General features: G+C 64.2%; 15 protein-coding genes. 6 read left to right on the top strand and 9 right to left on the bottom strand.

Annotated elements, in window-relative coordinates; translation table 11 throughout:
- Nucleotides 1-28 precede the first annotated feature (28 nt).
- Entirely contained in the window at nt 29-928 is a 900-nt protein-coding gene (gene gcvA, locus FCU66_RS29045; protein ID WP_136621499.1) for a transcriptional regulator GcvA, read from the bottom strand.
- A gap of 127 nt (nt 929-1055) precedes the next feature.
- Between gcvA and FCU66_RS29050 the strand changes: the two genes are divergently transcribed.
- Together FCU66_RS29050 and FCU66_RS29055 are read left to right on the top strand one after the other, a co-directional pair.
- Nucleotides 1056-1760, top strand: coding sequence for an SDR family oxidoreductase (locus FCU66_RS29050; protein ID WP_136621498.1), 705 nt, complete (start codon nt 1056-1058; stop codon nt 1758-1760).
- 50 nt (nt 1761-1810) lie between these two features.
- Nucleotides 1811-2869 (top strand): Gfo/Idh/MocA family protein, encoded by a 1059-nt coding sequence (locus tag FCU66_RS29055; protein WP_136621497.1) that lies wholly within the window; start codon nt 1811-1813, stop codon nt 2867-2869.
- A gap of 143 nt (nt 2870-3012) precedes the next feature.
- Here FCU66_RS29055 and FCU66_RS29060 read toward each other — a convergent pair whose 3' ends face one another.
- The gene (locus FCU66_RS29060) at nt 3013-3618 is read right to left on the bottom strand and encodes a DUF922 domain-containing Zn-dependent protease (RefSeq protein WP_136621496.1); all 606 of its coding nucleotides are present in this window, start codon (nt 3616-3618) and stop codon (nt 3013-3015) included.
- Between the two features lie 269 nt (nt 3619-3887).
- Between FCU66_RS29060 and FCU66_RS29065 the strand changes: the two genes are divergently transcribed.
- Complete coding sequence (locus tag FCU66_RS29065; RefSeq protein ID WP_136621495.1) at nt 3888-5177, top strand: hypothetical protein; 1290 nt, start codon at nt 3888-3890, stop codon at nt 5175-5177.
- Nucleotides 5178-5280: 103 nt separating this feature from the next.
- A complete protein-coding gene (locus FCU66_RS29070) occupies nt 5281-5781 on the top strand; it encodes a hypothetical protein (RefSeq protein ID WP_246094071.1) in 501 nt (166 codons plus the stop codon).
- Between the two features lie 42 nt (nt 5782-5823).
- On the opposite strand, the gene FCU66_RS29075 is transcribed toward FCU66_RS29070, so the two are convergent.
- The 3 genes from FCU66_RS29075 to FCU66_RS29085 all read right to left on the bottom strand — a co-directional run bounded on the left by FCU66_RS29075 (nt 5824) and on the right by FCU66_RS29085 (nt 6963).
- Entirely contained in the window at nt 5824-6018 is a 195-nt protein-coding gene (locus FCU66_RS29075; RefSeq protein WP_136621494.1) for a YjiS-like domain-containing protein, read from the bottom strand.
- Nucleotides 6019-6081: 63 nt separating this feature from the next.
- On the bottom strand, nt 6082-6603 hold the full coding sequence (locus tag FCU66_RS29080) for a hypothetical protein (protein ID WP_136621493.1): 522 nt from the start codon (nt 6601-6603) through the stop codon (nt 6082-6084).
- 84 nt (nt 6604-6687) lie between these two features.
- Nucleotides 6688-6963, bottom strand: a complete 276-nt coding sequence (locus FCU66_RS29085; protein ID WP_056591963.1) for a DUF4242 domain-containing protein — start codon at nt 6961-6963, stop codon at nt 6688-6690.
- Nucleotides 6964-7112: 149 nt separating this feature from the next.
- Here FCU66_RS29085 and FCU66_RS29090 point away from each other — a divergent pair, with 149 nt between their 5' ends.
- Complete coding sequence (locus FCU66_RS29090) at nt 7113-8837, top strand: AfsR/SARP family transcriptional regulator (RefSeq protein ID WP_168992131.1); 1725 nt, start codon at nt 7113-7115, stop codon at nt 8835-8837.
- Between the two features lie 60 nt (nt 8838-8897).
- Here the strand turns inward: FCU66_RS29090 and FCU66_RS29095 are convergent, their stop codons facing one another.
- From FCU66_RS29095 to pdxR, 4 genes are all read right to left on the bottom strand, one after another.
- On the bottom strand, nt 8898-10202 hold the full coding sequence (locus FCU66_RS29095) for a c-type cytochrome (protein ID WP_136621491.1): 1305 nt from the start codon (nt 10200-10202) through the stop codon (nt 8898-8900).
- Between the two features lie 2 nt (nt 10203-10204).
- Nucleotides 10205-12511, bottom strand: a complete 2307-nt coding sequence (locus FCU66_RS29100; RefSeq protein WP_136621490.1) for a xanthine dehydrogenase family protein molybdopterin-binding subunit — start codon at nt 12509-12511, stop codon at nt 10205-10207.
- Nucleotides 12512-12530: 19 nt separating this feature from the next.
- A complete protein-coding gene (locus FCU66_RS29105) occupies nt 12531-12983 on the bottom strand; it encodes a (2Fe-2S)-binding protein (protein ID WP_056591971.1) in 453 nt (150 codons plus the stop codon).
- A gap of 185 nt (nt 12984-13168) precedes the next feature.
- Nucleotides 13169-14611, bottom strand: coding sequence for a MocR-like pyridoxine biosynthesis transcription factor PdxR (gene pdxR / locus FCU66_RS29110; RefSeq protein ID WP_136621489.1), 1443 nt, complete (start codon nt 14609-14611; stop codon nt 13169-13171).
- Between the two features lie 5 nt (nt 14612-14616).
- On the opposite strand from pdxR, the gene FCU66_RS29115 reads away from it, so the two are divergent.
- A complete protein-coding gene (locus FCU66_RS29115) occupies nt 14617-15369 on the top strand; it encodes a pyridoxamine 5'-phosphate oxidase family protein (RefSeq protein WP_168992130.1) in 753 nt (250 codons plus the stop codon).
- Nucleotides 15370-15395: the final 26 nt, after the last annotated feature.

A 15395-nucleotide genomic window follows, 5' to 3' on the forward strand; every position in this document is an offset into this window, starting at 1 on the left:
ACCGTTTCACACTTTTCCTGAAATTGCTCTAGACCGGCGGCCTTTCTCCGGCATCGAGCAGCCATTGCCGCACGGCCTGTGTCGGCTCGGGATGGCGCTGCTTTCTCGGCATCACGACATAAAAATCCTGCGTGCCGCGCATTTCGCCGCTGACGGGCTGGACCAGGCGGCCGGCGGCGAGGTCGGCGGCGACGAGAAAGCGGCTGGCCAGCGCAATGCCCTGGCCGGCGATGGCCGCGTCGATGGCGAGGCCCGTCTGGTTGAAGCGCATGCGTTTGAGCTCGGTCGTCATCTTCAGGCCGACCGCCTTCTCCATGAATTCCGGCCACAGATTGTGCGCATCATGCAGCAGGACGTGATGCTGGATTTCAGTGGCGGCGATTTCAGCAGCACCTTTCGGCAGCAAGGCAGGGCTGCAGACAGCGACGATCTGCTGGGGAAACAACAGGTCGACGATCAGGCCGGCGCCGAAGGGCGGGCGGCCTTGCCTGACCGCGATGTCTACGCCATCGGCCTGAAAGCTCGACAGGCTCTCGCTGGCCAGGACGCGCAGGTCGACCAGCGGGTTGTCAGTCACAAAATCCTGCAGCCTGGGGATCAGCCATTTGGTGGCGAAGGTCGGCGTCACGCTGATCGTCAGCCGCGCCGGTTCGGGGCGCAACAGCAGCGTCGCCTCCGAGATCAGGTCGAAGGCGCGGCGGATGTTGGGCACATAGGCGCGGCCCTCATCGGTCAGCGCCAGGCCGCGCGGCAGCCGCTCGAACAGTTTTGTGCCGAGATCTGCTTCGAGCCCGCGAATGTGCTGGGCCACCGCCCCTTGCGTGACGTTGAGCTCTTCGGCCGCGATGCGGAAGTTGAGATGGCGCGCCGAGGCTTCGAAGGCGCGCAGCGCATTCAATGGCGGCAGGCTGAGGAAGGCTTCGGGCATGCAGGAGTTTTTCTACAGGTTGATTTCAGGCATTCTGGTTCGAACCGGTGGGGAAAACCAGCTATATCGACGCTCAGCTCCCGAAAACACCGCTTGCGGTGCCCGCCAACCCTGAGAGGAAAATCCAATGAGTGTAGAAAAAGTAGCTGTGGTCGTGGCCGGCGGCAGCGGCATGGGTGCCTCGGCGGCCAAGCGCCTGGCAGCGGACGGCTTCAAGGTTGCCATTCTTTCCTCATCCGGCAAGGGCGAGGCGCTGGCCAAGGAACTGGGCGGGCTCGGCGTCACCGGCTCCAACCAGTCTAACGACGATCTGCAGCGCCTGGTCGACCTGACGCTCGAGCGCTATGGCCGCATCGACGTGCTGGTCAACAGCGGCGGCCACGGGCCGCGCGCGCCGATCCTGGAAATCACCGACGAGCAGTGGCACACCGGCATGGACGTCTACCTCTTGAACGTCATCCGGCCTGTGCGCATCGTGGCGCCGCAGATGGTCAAGCAGAAGGGCGGCGCCATCATCAACATCTCGACGGCCTGGGTGGTCGAGCCGAGCCCGATGTTCCCGACTTCCGCCGTGTTCCGCGCCGGCCTGGCCGCCTACACCAAGATCTTCTCCAACACCTATGCAGCCGACAATGTGCGCATGAACAATGTGCTGCCCGGCTGGATCGACAGCCTGCCGGCCACCGAAGAGCGCCGCGACAGCGTGCCTATGCAGCGCTACGGCACGTCAGAAGAAATCGCCGCGACCATCGCCTTCCTGGCGTCGGAAGGCGCCGGCTACATCACCGGCCAGAACATTCGGGTCGACGGCGGCATCATCCGCGCTATTTGATGGCGTCGGCCGGGAGGTCGATTCTGACATCTCGGCCCAAGGAGCAAAAAATGCGGCTTTTGATACTCGGCACCGGTTGGATGGCGCAGGAACATGCGCGTCGTTTCAGCGCCATCGAGGGCGTCGACATTGTCGGCGCTGTCGATGTCGATCCGGCACGGGTCGGCGAATTCGCCGACAGCTTCAACATTCCCAACCGCTTCACCGCGCTGGAGGAGGCGCTGAACTGGGGTGAGTTCGACGCGGTGGCCAATGTCACGCCCGACCGCATCCATCACCCGACCACCATGGCGCTGGTCGCCGCCGGCAAGCCGGTGCTGTGCGAAAAGCCGCTGGCCGAAAACTTCAGCAAGGCCACCGAGATGGCTGACGCCGCCGAGGCCGCCGGCATCGTCAACATGGTGAACCTCACCTATCGCAATGTGGCGGCGCTGCAGAAGGCCCGCCAGATGGTGCAGGCGGGCGAAATCGGCACGGTCAGGCATGTCGAGGCGTCCTATCTGCAAAGCTGGCTGGTGTCGAAATTCTGGGGCGACTGGCGCACCGATCCGAAATGGCTCTGGCGCCTGTCGCGTGGCCACGGCTCGAATGGCGTGCTCGGCGATGTCGGCATCCACATCCTCGATTTCGCCAGCTATGGCGCCGCGCTCGACATCGACCATGTCTTCTGCCGGCTGCGCGCTTTCGACAAGGCGCCCGGCAACCGCATCGGCGACTACGGGCTGGACGCCAATGACAGCTTCGCCATGACGCTGGATTTTTCCAACGGCGCCTTCGGTGTGGTGCATGCCAGCCGCTGGGCATCAGGCCATCTCAACGAGCTGCGTCTGCGCATCTATGGCGACAAGGGTGGCATCGAGGTGGTGCACAATCTCGACGGCTCGGCGCTCAAGGCCTGCGTCGGCGACAATGTCGAGAACGCCAAATGGGAAGAGCTCGACGCCGGTACCGTGGCGACCAACTATCAGCGTTTCGCCGATGCGGTGCGAACCGGCGTGCAGGCCGAACCGTCCTTCCGCCACGCCGCCGAGTTGCAGAAGGTGCTGGATCTGGCAGTGGTGTCGGATGAGAAGCGTGCCGAGCTGAGGGCGAGCGCCGACACGCAGTGAGGCTTGTTTTTCCTTTCTCCCACAAGGGGAGAAGGGAAGGCGCCAATCACTGCCGATCCGCATCCCTCAGCGTCTGCAAGAACGCCACGATGTCGTCGATCTCGGGGTCGCTCAGCGCCGGTTTATCGCCGGGTTGGCCCGTTTCAAGGACCGGTCACCAAAGCGAAAACCAGTTTCTGCAGATTGCCGGCATCGCCGAATTCGACGCGGTCGAAGTCGCGGCTTGCCTGTACCCGCGCCTTCGATATCGCGTCGAGCCGACGGACCACCTCGGCCCTGGTCTTGCTGCATTTGGGATCATCGGCGAGGGTCAGGCCGTCCGTCGCCGCCTCGATGTCGTGGACCATCTGCACCATGCTGGCGCCATGCATCTTCTCATGGGCGCTGACGCCGGCGATGAACACGTCCCAGCTCTTCTGGACGGCAGGCGGCAACGAACCCGCAGGCTTCGGCAAGGCGTAGGTGATGATCAGCTTCGGCCGCCCCACCGTCAGCACGCAGTCCTTGCCCCTGGGCTTGTAGTCCCTGCCGCTCCAGGTCAGCTTGAAATTGGTGTAGGCCATGGTGCGCGTCTTGGCGCCGCGGATCAGCGGCCCGTTCTCGCCGATCGAGCGGTAGAGTTCGGCACCGGACTGGCCCGATATGGCGTAGGGCTCGATCTTCTCGACTGGTTTCCACTCGGCATGGGCGGCCAGCGGCAAGGCCAGCAGGACGGCCAACGGAAGACACAGATGAACACAGGCTCTCAACACCACTCTCCGCACTGACATGTCGCTCCCATACCGATGAACACTGATGCCTATCCTACTTACGCCACGATTGCGCTTCGCTTCATGGAAAAAATTCCGCGCTGCACAAGAATCCTTCGCAGCTGCAACCGCCTCCATCAGTAAAATTCTCATGGTAAGTTGAGGGCTATTCTACAAGTGCCCTTGTATATTTTCATTGTCCTGTATATCGTCTACAAACGGGGAAATTAGAGAGGCGGTTCTGAATATAATCTTTGATGGGGGCTTACATGAAACAATTGATCTGGAGGGCGCTTTTCCTGGTTGGCGCTTGTTTGACGGCGACGCAGAGCGGTGCGAGCGACTATGATATTTGCCGAGAACCGCTGAAAGAGTCGCTTAAATCAATCATCGAGCGTCGCAACGATCTCACGGAATATCAGTCCACCAAGGCGTGGTTCTGTAGCGATAAGTTCTATGAGGATATAAAATCACGCGGAGGGAACATAAATCTATCTATTCCAGTGAAGGATAAATCTTACTCGCTGGTGGGTGGATTTGAATCGGATGACAGCCACAAGTCTCGTGAGGCTTTCTGTTCCGATTCGTCAGCTGAATTTAGTCGAGATTCGATGGATTATCTCTACGTATCGGTTGCTGACAAAGAGGCTTTTAGCAGTTTCAACCAGTGTATTGATACCATCGCGCAGAAGAATCCGGCGGATTTGCTACAGCTTACGGCCCGCGACGAAGGTAGTTTTGTGTTTTTTACCGTCAAGTTTACTCCTCCCGTCGGGGTGACAATTGACGACCCCATGGTTTCAAGTCTGGTGACATCGGGCGGCACCTGTAGCGGGGACCTCGCGGTGGGTGCGAAGATCAATCGCGAGGGCCGGGCACTTGTCTGCACCCGAAACCCGAAGGATGAGCTTTCATTCGCTGTGTTCACGGATCGCGGGGCTCGTTTTGACAAGGTGGCGGGCGACCGCCATGACCAGATAGCTGGCGCATGCGACATTTGGGACGTGAAATCACAGGAGTCCTGGGTCGAGAATGGTGTGTTCTCGACCGCAGCGTGGACTGCCGATCTCAACTGCGATGGCGGTTGCGACGACTGGGAGAAGCGCTCCGGAGTAAACTGGTCGATGTCTGTGGCGGCTGCGAATGGTCAAAAGGTGGGCGATTTCATAAGCCTGTATTGTGACAAAGCTCGGCCTGACGTCGACGGCACCCCATGTGCCTTCAGCAGCGTGGTGGCCGGCCCAACCTCGGATGGAGCTACAGGCTCGATCACCGTCCGAACTTGGAGTGGCCCTGTCTTGCTGGTTCCTAGTTGGAAGCGCCTTGACCGAAAAGTAGATCAGGTTCCTGAGAAAGCTGAGAGTAGGCAGCTTCATTATGGTGAAACTTTTGAGGTAAGCGCAGACAGAAACAATGCGGACACATATCTTGAATGCACACTTGATGGACACAAGGCGACTTATCATCCGGCGCAAGATGTCGGTGACAAGTATCTTGAGCTGACAAGCACCAAACCGACGCCGGAGACGATTGTATATAATTATAGGGTTTTGAGATAGTCTCTCTGGATAGTCACGATCTGGCTGGGCGAGGTTTCGAACGCCATAAATAGGCGTTCCAGGCGTTCCGCCAAAGGCGACTGCAAATGTCGGAGGGGAAGTCATGAGAGCGAGACTTTTTTATCTCATCCTCGCCGGTACCGCATTGGCGTTGCAGGCCGCGCAGCCGGCGTTTGCCGCGTCGTGCGGCGGCTGGGCTGCCAAGATGGAGGAAGACGAGGGCGGCAGCGTGCTGACCGCCTCGGTCTGCGGCGGGCCGAAAGGCGACGCCCATCTGATGCTGACCTGTTTCGACACGCCGGTGCTGAGCTACGACCTCGGCGCCACAGGCCAGCAGCTGGAGCCTGGCATCAGCGGTTCGTTCGAGTTCAAGGCCGACGGCAAGGCGGTGACGAAAACGCTGCAGTTAGAGGCCATGTACAACTACTTCGTGGTGGACCTGGCGAAAGCCGATCCGTTGCTGGACCTGCTGCGAGGGAAAGGCGATGTGTCGGTCAGTGCCGCCAAATACGGCCAGACCAGTTTTCCGCTGAAGGGCTCGAGCGCTGCCATCGGCAAGGTGCTGGCGCAGTGCGGCAAGGCCAGGCCCGCCGATGGGGATTGACAGGGCATCCCTTCGCCATCGCCAACACCTGGTACGCGGTCTCTATATCTCGCCGCGTGCGGCGACATAGTCGATCTCGGACCGGCTGATGCCGATGTCCTTGAGCATGAAGTCCGGCATCGTCTCCAGATGGCGCCGGTCGCGACGGTGGTGCCAGCGGCGCAGCAGGCGTGCCAGCAGGGCTGAGGCAAAACGCCATTGTCGGGCGCTGATCAGGATGCGTTCGGTTTCGGTCATGGCTTCCTCGGAATACAGGGCGAAGCTCTTGCCGGCGGCGCGCCGGCAAGAGCAGACGCGGCCTCAATCGGCCATCTTCATCGCGTCGCAGGACACGTCGGGGTTCATGTCGGCGAAGGTGCCGGTCGGGTTCTTCTTCCAGGCCCAGACGTGCAGTTCGTAGAAGGCGCCCAGGCCGTAGCGATTGGGCGCGCTGTTGAAGTTGAACAGCTGTCCCTCGAGTGAGGCCGGGCCTTTCGAGGTGATGTATTCGACCGCCACCAGTTTCAGCTTTCCGTCGGCCATCGGCTCGTACATCACAGCCTCGGGCTTGGAGAGATCGACGACATCGTCCTTCAGGTAGGCCGCGTTGACATAGTGGATGCCCATGGCGCCGCCGGTGATGCCGCTGGCGCAGGGGATGGGCGCGTAACCCTCGGCGGTGGCCGTCGCCACGTTCTCGAACCGGCCGTTGGTCGCGCGCACCTTTTGCGCCAGGATATTGGTTTCGCCGGCGCCATGGGCATGAACCGCCGTCGCCGCGACGGCAAGAGCGGACAGGAGGAACGGGGCGGCAAGGCGCCGGGTCCAGGGCAGGAATGTCATGGTGACTCCATAGGTTTGCTGTCGCGCACCGGCCATCCCGGTCCGAGCGCGTTGGTTGCGGGGAGGCGCGTCCCGATCGCGGTGTCAGGCTCCGGCGGTCTGCGGGCCGATGAAGGCGGCGATCTCCGTCACCTTGTTGGCGGGGAAGCCACCCTCGCGGGCATGCCGCTCGACCATTTCGGCGCTTTCGGCCTCATGCACACAGTAGATCTTGTCGCCGGCGACATAGGAGGTGAGCCATTTGTAGGGCACTCCGAGCCCGGCCACGACCTCATTGGACTTGGCCGAGATTTCCTTGAGCTCATTGGCGCTCAGCCTGTCGGCGCCGGCGATTTCGCGTTCGATGATGAATGTCGGCATTGTCGGTCTCCGTTGTTGGTTGACGGCCCGATAAATCGGATCGACGTTGGACCCAGTGTGGTGCCGGCGAAAGAAACAGGGCGGGGCCGGTCACACGCTTTGTCCCACGGTGGTGGCGCAAGCCGCATGCGAGGATGGGGCCGGCGAGCATGGCGGTGGAAAAAGTGGGCGGTACGATCAGGCTTCTTGGCGAACCCGCCATCCTCGATGCGAATGGGCAAAGCCAACCCGTGCGCGGCCATCAGGCCTGGGCGCTGCTGGCCCGCGTGGTTCTGGCGCGCGCGCCTCTCGACCGCCGCGCGCTGGCGGCGGACCTGTTTCCCGAAACCGTCGATCCGCTGGGTTCGCTGCGCTGGTGTCTGGCCTCGCTGCGCAAGGCGCTCAACAGCACCGATTGTCTGTACGGCGACCCGATCGAGGGGCGCTTTGCAGGCGATCTGGACATCGACGCGCTGCGGCTCGACCGCGACGATTTCGACATCGAGGCCGCCGGGCCGTTGCTCGGCACGCTGGAGCCCCGTTGCAGCCCGGAATTCGCCACCTGGCTGCTGGTCGAGCGCGAGCGCATCGCAGGCATCGTCGAAGCCCGCATCCGGCAGGAAACCATCCGCGCCATGTCGGTCGAGGATCATGGCCGCGCGACGCGGCTGGCCGAACTTGGCGTCCGGCGCAACCCCTATGACGAGGGCGCGCACATATTGCTGGTGAAGAGCCTGGCGTTGGCCGGACGCTACCAGGCAGCCCTCGACCATGTCGAAGCGACCGAGGCGATGTTTGTGGCGGAACTCGGCGAGAAGCCGTCGGCCGCTTTGCGCAGTGCCGCGCGCCGCACCATCTCGTCGCCGCCCAGCGGCATCTCACGCCAGGCCTTCGTCACCTCGCTGATGCAGTCGGGCCTGGCCGCGCTTGCGGCGGGCGCCGTGGATGCCGGCATCGATTGCCTGCGCCGCGCCGTGCGCGACGCGGAGAAACACAAGGACGCGCAACTGACGGCGCGCGCCATGTTCGAGCTTGGCACAGCACTTGTGCATTCGGTCAAAGGCTATGATGACGAAGGCTCGGTGCTGCTGCGCCAGAGCACGGAACTGGCGCGCCAGGCGGGCAGCGCGGCCATCGCCTCGGCGGGGTTTCGCGAACTCGGCTATGTCGAGGCGCTGGCGGGGCGGCGGCCCTCGGCAGCCACCTATCTGTCGCAGGCGCTGGAACTGGCCGCCGGCGGCGAAAACCTGTCCGGCATTCACGGCGTCATCGGTTTCAACCTGGTCGACTGGGGCCGGGTCGGCGAGGGGCTCGATCACTACGCGTTGTCGCTGGAGCATGCGCGCTCTGCCGGCAACCGCCGCCGCGAGATCTGGTCGCTTGGGCTTGGCGGCTGGGGTCTGCTCGCCGCCGACCGGCTGGAGGAGGCCGATCGCTGGCTGGAAGACTGCCTGGCGCTGGTCGAGGAACAACGCTGGATATCGTTTCGGCCCTGGCCGGTGGCGGTGCTGAGCGAATCCCGCACCCGCCAGCAGGCGCACCCCGATGATTTGCGTCCCCGGCTGGAGGAGGCCTTCGCGCTGAGCTGCCAGATGAACGATCCCTGCTGGGAAGGGGCCGTCGCCCGCGCGCTGGCGCTGACCTATGCGGCGCAAGAAGCGTTCGTCCCGGCCATGGAGTGGCTGGGCGAGGCGCTCCGGCGCTGCATGCGCGACACCGACAGCTATGCCGGGCTGCAGGTGGAGATCCTGGCGAGCCAGGTGGACGTCAATCTGAAGCTGGACCGGCCTGAGACGGCCGACGCCATCGCGCGCGAATGGTTGGCGCTGGCGGCACGCACGCATCGAGATGCTCACGTCGTCCGTGCCGCCGCGTTTATCGCCCAACGCAACTGACGCTACCGGAACACCCTGTTCGGTTACGGTCAGCGCGCCGCGCCGCCTGGGCTCAAGGCTTCATTGCGTCCGCGCCTTGGCCACATCGGCTGGCGTGATCGCCGATTGCCTGCCGCCGAAATGGGCCAGGACATAGTTGCCGAGCGCCGCGATCTCGACGTTCGAATAGGCGTTGGCGAAGGCAGGCATCGCCTGTGCGCCCGTTGCCGTCGTCATATGCGCACCCTTGAGGATGACCTGGATAAGATTGGTCCCGTCGGGGTCGTTGACCGTGCGGCTGCCGCGCAGCGCGGCATAGGGCGTCTGCAGCCCTTCGCCGTTCCAGCCGTGGCAACTGGCGCAGGCGCCCTGGAACAGTTTCAGGCCAAGCCCGCCTTGCGCGGCCGCGTCGCCTGACGGCGCATAGGCAATCGACGCCTTGAGCGTGGCCGGTTCGGCCTCGACGATCGCCTGGTCGCTGCTGACCTGCGGCGGCACGGTTTTCACATAGGCGACGATTGCCTTGATGTCTTCGGGCGTCAGGTGGCGCAGGCTGTAGTCCACCGCTTCACCCATGCTGCCCGTCGGCGAACCGCGACCTTCCGCATGGCCTTTGGACAGGTAGTCAAACAGCTGTTCGTCGGTCCAGTTGCCGATGCCCGTGCGCTTGTCAGAACTGATATTGTAGGCCTTCCAGCCCTGCAGTTCCGCGCCGGCGAAGGTCTTGCCGCTGTCGAGCGCATAGAAAACATTGCGCGGCGTGTGGCATTCGCCGCAATGCGCCATCGCCTCGACCAGATAGGCGCCACGATTCCATTCCGCGCTCTCGCTCGCGGTCGGCTGCAAGGCACCGCCGGGAACAAAAAGCAGGTTCCAGAACCGCATGATATAACGCTGGTTGAACGGGAAGATGAGGTCGTTCTTTGGCGCATCCGCGTGCACCGCAGGCAGGCTGAAGAGATAGGCCTTGATGGCCAGCGCGTCTTCCGTGGTCATCCGCGCATAGGCGGCATAGGGAAAGGCCGGATAGAGATTGTGGCCTTGCCTGTCGATGCCCTGATGCAAGGCGCGCACGAACTCGGCGTCGCTCCAGTCGCCGATGCCGGTTTCCTTGTCGGACGTGATGTTGGGCGCGTAGAGCGTGCCGAATGGCAGCTTGAAGGCGAGGCCGCCCGCATAGGGCTTGCCGCCTGATGTGGTGTGGCAGGCGACGCAGTCGGCCGCGCGCGCCAGATATTCACCGCGATCGATCAGCGCCTGGCCAGTCGGCAGTGCGGCCTGCGCCACGGAGACGTCCGGCAGTGACGCCGGCTTGAACAGGAACACCGCGACGGCAGCAGCAATGACCACCGCAGCGGCGAGAATGATGAGGCCCAGTCGTTTCATCGTTACGCCGCCTCGGGTTCGGATTCGCCGGTTTCCCCTGAGGTCGCCAGCGCCGCCAGTACGGGCACACTGAGCGGCGGCATCATCGAGACACTGGTCTTGTCGGCGCCGTCGCTCTTCAACTGATTGCGGTCGAAGGGCAGGCTGCGCAGGCGCTTGCCTGTCGCGGCGAAGATCGCATTGGCAAGGACGGGGGCGGCCGAGACGGTTGCCGTCTCGCCGATGCCACCGGGGGATTCCAGGCTCTTGACGTGATAGACCTCGATCTTGGGCGCCTCGTTGTTGCGCAGGATCCGGTAGTCGTGAAAATTGCTCTGGTCGACGCGGCCATTGGTGAAGGTTATGCCGCTGTAGAGCGCGGCGGAGAGACCGAAGATCAGTCCGCCTTCGATCTGGGCCTCGACGGTGTTGGGATTGATGGCGATGCCGCAATCCACCGCCACCACGGCCCGATGCAGCGTGATCTCGCCGGCTGACGAAACCGAGATCTCCAGCACCGCCGCCATATAGCTGCCGAAGGCATCGTGCAGCGCGATGCCGCGTCCAGAGCCGGCCGGAAGCGGCGTGCCCCAGCCGGATTTTTCGGCCACCAGTTCCAGCACGCCTGCCGCGCGCGGCTGGTTCTTCGTCAGCGCCCGGCGATACTCGACAGGATCCTTGCCTGCCGCATCGGCGAGTTCGTCCATGAAGCTTTCGACGACGAAGACATTGTGCGTGGAACCGACGCCGCGCCACCAGGTGATCGGCACCGGCGGATCCTGGCGCACCCAGTCGACCTGGATGACCGGCAGGTCATAGGGCGGCTTGACCGCGCCTTCGACGGCGTCGTCGTCGAGCTTGTCGTCCGGCCAGCCGCCGGGAATGTAGTTGCCCAGGACCGAGCCGCCGGCGACATGGTCGATCCAGACCGTCGGCAGGCCATCCGGGCCGAGACCTGCGGAGATGCGGTCGTAGTAGGCGGGCCGGTAGAGATCGTGCTGGATGTCCTCCTCGCGGGTCCAGATCACCTTGACCGGATAGCTCACCTGCTTGGCTATGGCCACGGCCTGCGCGACCGATTCAGCCACCAGCCTGCGGCCGAAGCCGCCACCGATCAGATGGTTGTGAACGATGATCTTGTCGAGCGGAAACCCGGTGACCTGCGCGGCTCCGGCCTGCGCTTGGGTCGGCACCTGCGTGCCGACCCAGATCTCGCATTCGTCGGCGCGCACATGCACGACGCAGTTGATCGGCTCCATCGGCGCATGGGCGAGGAACGGCAGTTGGTAGATCGCCTCGACCGTCTTGGAAGCGGCTTTCAGCCTGCCTTCGACGTCGCCTTCCTTGCGCGCCATGATCGGTGTCTTGTGCTCCGACGCTGTCTTCAGGGCGGCCATGATATCGGCGCTGCCGAGCTTGGCGTTGGCGCCATCGTTCCAGGTGATGTCGAGCGCCTCGAGCCCTTTCTTCGCGGCCCAGAAGTGATCGCCGATGACGGCCACCGCGTTGGGCAGGCGCACGATGTCGCGCACGCCCGGGATGGCGCGCGCGGCCTTCTCGTCGACATCCTGCAGCGTGCCGCCGAGGACCGGGCAAGCGGACACGGTCGCCACCTTCATGTCGGGCACGCGCACGTCGATGCCGTAGATCACCGCGCCATTGACCTTGCCTGCCGTGTCGACCCTGCGCAGCGATTTGCCGATCAGTTCGAAATCGCTGGGATCCTTGAGCTTGACGTCGGTCGGCACGGCCTGTTTGCCCGCCGCATCGGCGAGCGCGCCATAGGCAAGCTGCCTGCCGGTCGGCTGGTGCGTGACCACGCCAAGCTTGGCCCCGCATTCCGACGCCGGAACCGACCATTGCGCGGCCGCCGCCGCAACCAGCATCATGCGCGCCGTGGCGCCCGCCTTGCGCAGCGATTCCCAGGTGGCGCGCATCGAGGTGGAACCGCCCGTCGCCTGGCCGCCAAGGGCCGCGGTGGCATAGAGCTTGTCGTTGGGCGGCGCGTCGACGACGCTCACCTGGTCAAGGCCGACTTCCAGCTCCTCGGCGATCAGCGTGGCTTCGCCGGTGTGGGTGCCTTGTCCCATCTCGATGTTGGGAAGGATGAGCGTGATCTTGCCGTCGGTGCCGATGCGGATGAAAGCATCGGGTGAAAAGGCCGCGGTGACGTCGCCCGCCACGGGGTCCGTGGCAGCAAGGGTGGGTTTCACCCCGGCGCCAAGCAAAGCGAACCCCAGCAGGAGACCGCCGCCTTGCAGGAAGGCACGACGCGAGGCGCCGGTTTGCGGGGAGGGGCCGGTTTTGGGGGAGGAGAATGGCTTGCTCATGCTGGCTGTCTCCTCGTCCTCAGGCCTTGGCGGCCTGTTTTATGGCTGCTCTTATTCGCGTGTAGGTGCCGCACCGGCAGATGTTGCCGGACATGGCCGCATCGATGTCGCTGTCGCTCGGATCGGGATTGCGTTCCAGCAGCGCCGAGGCCGACATGATCTGCCCGGACTGGCAATAGCCGCACTGGATCACCTCGAGGTCGAGCCATGCCTGCTGCACTTTCTTTCCACCAGCGGTCGCACCGATCGCCTCGACGGTGGTGACACGCCGCGTGCCGACAGAGGCGACGGGCAGGACGCAGGAACGGACGGGCTGGCCATCGAGCTGCACCGTGCAGGCGCCGCACTGGGCGATGCCGCATCCGAACTTGGTGCCGGTCAGGCCAATGACATCGCGCAGCACCCATAGAAGCGGCATATCTTCGGGCACGTCGACGCTGCGATCCTCACCGTTCACATTCAGGGCAATCATTGGCCGCTCCTCGTTTGTCCCGATCTCAGCTCACTAGGCACACTTTGGCGAGATCAGTCCAATCAAATGGTTCTTGATCGATAGCGGCAGGGAAGTGGCCGCTTTTCCCATGCGGCCGCAAGCCGGCCCTGCGTCGCGATCGTCTTGGCGTGCGATCTCCATCGCTCGGCTCCAACGATCCGCTGCTACCGCAACACCCCACCCAGCCTGACGGTCGCGGCCATCAACGCCTCGTCCGAAAAACCGGAAAAGCCCAGCACCAGGCCTTGCCGGGGCGGGCCGTCGATGAACATCGAGGAGAGGGCACGCGCACCGACGCCTACCGCTTTCGCCGCCTCGACGATCGCGGTGTCCGGGCCGGCGCCCTTCAGCGTCGCCATCAGGTGCAGCCCCTGTTCGGGCGCGGCTACATCGAGGGCGTCGCCGCAATGCGCTTCGAGGCCGGCGACCAGCACGTCGCGTGCGGCCTGCACACGGCGGCGCACGCGCCTGAGATGCGCGGCGAAATGGCCCTCGTTCAGGAGGTCGGTCAGCGCGCCTTCGGCCAGCGTCGAGGGAAAGCGGTCGGAGCGCGCCCTGACCGCCATGACGGCATCGAGCAGCGCCTCCGGCACCACAATGTAGCCGATGCGCAGGCCGGGGAAGAGGATTTTCGAGAAGGTGCCGAGATAGGCGACACGGCCCGAGCCGTCCATGCCCTGTAGCGAGGTCAGCGGCGGGCCGGCATAGCGGAACTCGCTGTCGTAATCGTCCTCGATGATCCAGGCATCGTTGCGCCGCGCCCAGTCGAGCAACGTCAGGCGGCGGCGCATCGTCATCGTCACGCCGAGCGGATATTGATGCGAGGGCGTGACATAGGCCGCGCGCGCCCTTGGGCACAGGCTTTCGCCGATCTCGGGATCGAGCCCTTCTTCGTCGACCGGCACGCCGAAAACCCTAGCGCCGCTGCCGGCCAGCACGGCATGCGCCATGGGATAGCAGGGGTTTTCGATCCAGACGGCATCGCCGGGGCGAAGGGAGGCGCGCGCCAGGAGATCGAGCCCCTGCTGCGTGCCCGAGGTCAGCACGATCTGGCCGGCATCGCAGCGCACGCCGCGCGCGGTTCGGAGATAGGTGGCGATTGCCGTGCGCAGCGGCAGACCGCCGCGCGGATCGCCATAGCGGAAATGCTCCGGCCCGGGACGGGCGAGGTGGCGCGACAGAAGGATGCGGAACAAATCAAGCGTGCGCGGATCGGACACCGCCACGCCAAGGCCGCAAGGCAGCGCGGTCGCCGCGTCGATCTCCGGCGGACGCGGCTTGACCAGTGTTGTCGGCAGATGCGGCACGTCAGGCGCGACGAAGGTTCCGGCGCCAACCCTGGCGACGGCGAAGCCTTCCGAGATCAGCATTTCGAAACAGGCGACCGCCGCCGAGCGCGACAGGCCGAAGCGTTGGGCGAGGTCGCGCGTGGTCGGCAATTTGGCGCCGGCGGCGAGCGCGCCGGTCTCAATCAGCCGCCGCAGCGCCGCATAGAGCTCGCGGCTGCGCGGGCCGTCGCCCGGCAGGACCGGAATCAGCGCCGACCAATCCGGCAGATTGGTCTGAATTTTATCGCCATGATTGGTTCTTTTATCGACCAATGCCATGGCGCATGGTTGGCAGACGACAGACAAGGATGCAAGCCGTGAACGACAGCGTCGCCAGTTTTCCGACCACCAGGCGCAACCGGGTGAAGCGCCGGCATGACCGCGGCAGCTATGACCATGCCTCGGTCTTCGCGGTGCTCGATGCCGGGCTGCTGTGCCACGTCGCCTATACGTTCGACGGCCAGCCCTATTGCACGCCGACCATCCATTGGCGCGAGGACGACATGCTGTACTGGCACGGCTCGTCGGCCAGCCGCATGCTGCGCCATTTGCGCGGCGGCACGCCGGCGTGTCTGACGGTGTCGCATCTCGACGGGCTGGTGCTGGCGCGCTCAGGCTTCAACCATTCGGCCAACTACCGCTCGGCAATGTGCTTCGGCACGGCGCGGATCATCGATGAGCCTGAGGAGAAACTGAAGGCGCTGGCCGGCGTCGTCGACCGTTTCTATCCCGGCCGATCCGAAACCTTGCGGCCGATCTCGGCGCAGGAAGCCAAGGCGACGACGGTGATCGGCATGCGCATCGAAGAGGCATCAGCAAAGGTGCGCGCCAAGGGCGTCGCCGACGACGAGGAGGATTACGGGCATCCGGTGTGGGCCGGCGTCATCCCGGTGCGGATGGTGGTTGGCGCCGCCGAGCCGTGTCCGAGGCTGCTGCCGGGTATGGAGCGGCCGCAGAACCTGTCGGGTTATGCGGAGGGTGAGAGGCTCGACCAGGCACTGACGCAGGCGCAGTTGGCGTATGAGGGCTCGACATAGCCTGCAAGGTTGGCGCTGCCCCTCAT

It is taken from the genome of Mesorhizobium norvegicum (assembly GCF_004919685.1).
GTDB lineage: Bacteria > Pseudomonadota > Alphaproteobacteria > Rhizobiales > Rhizobiaceae > Mesorhizobium > Mesorhizobium norvegicum.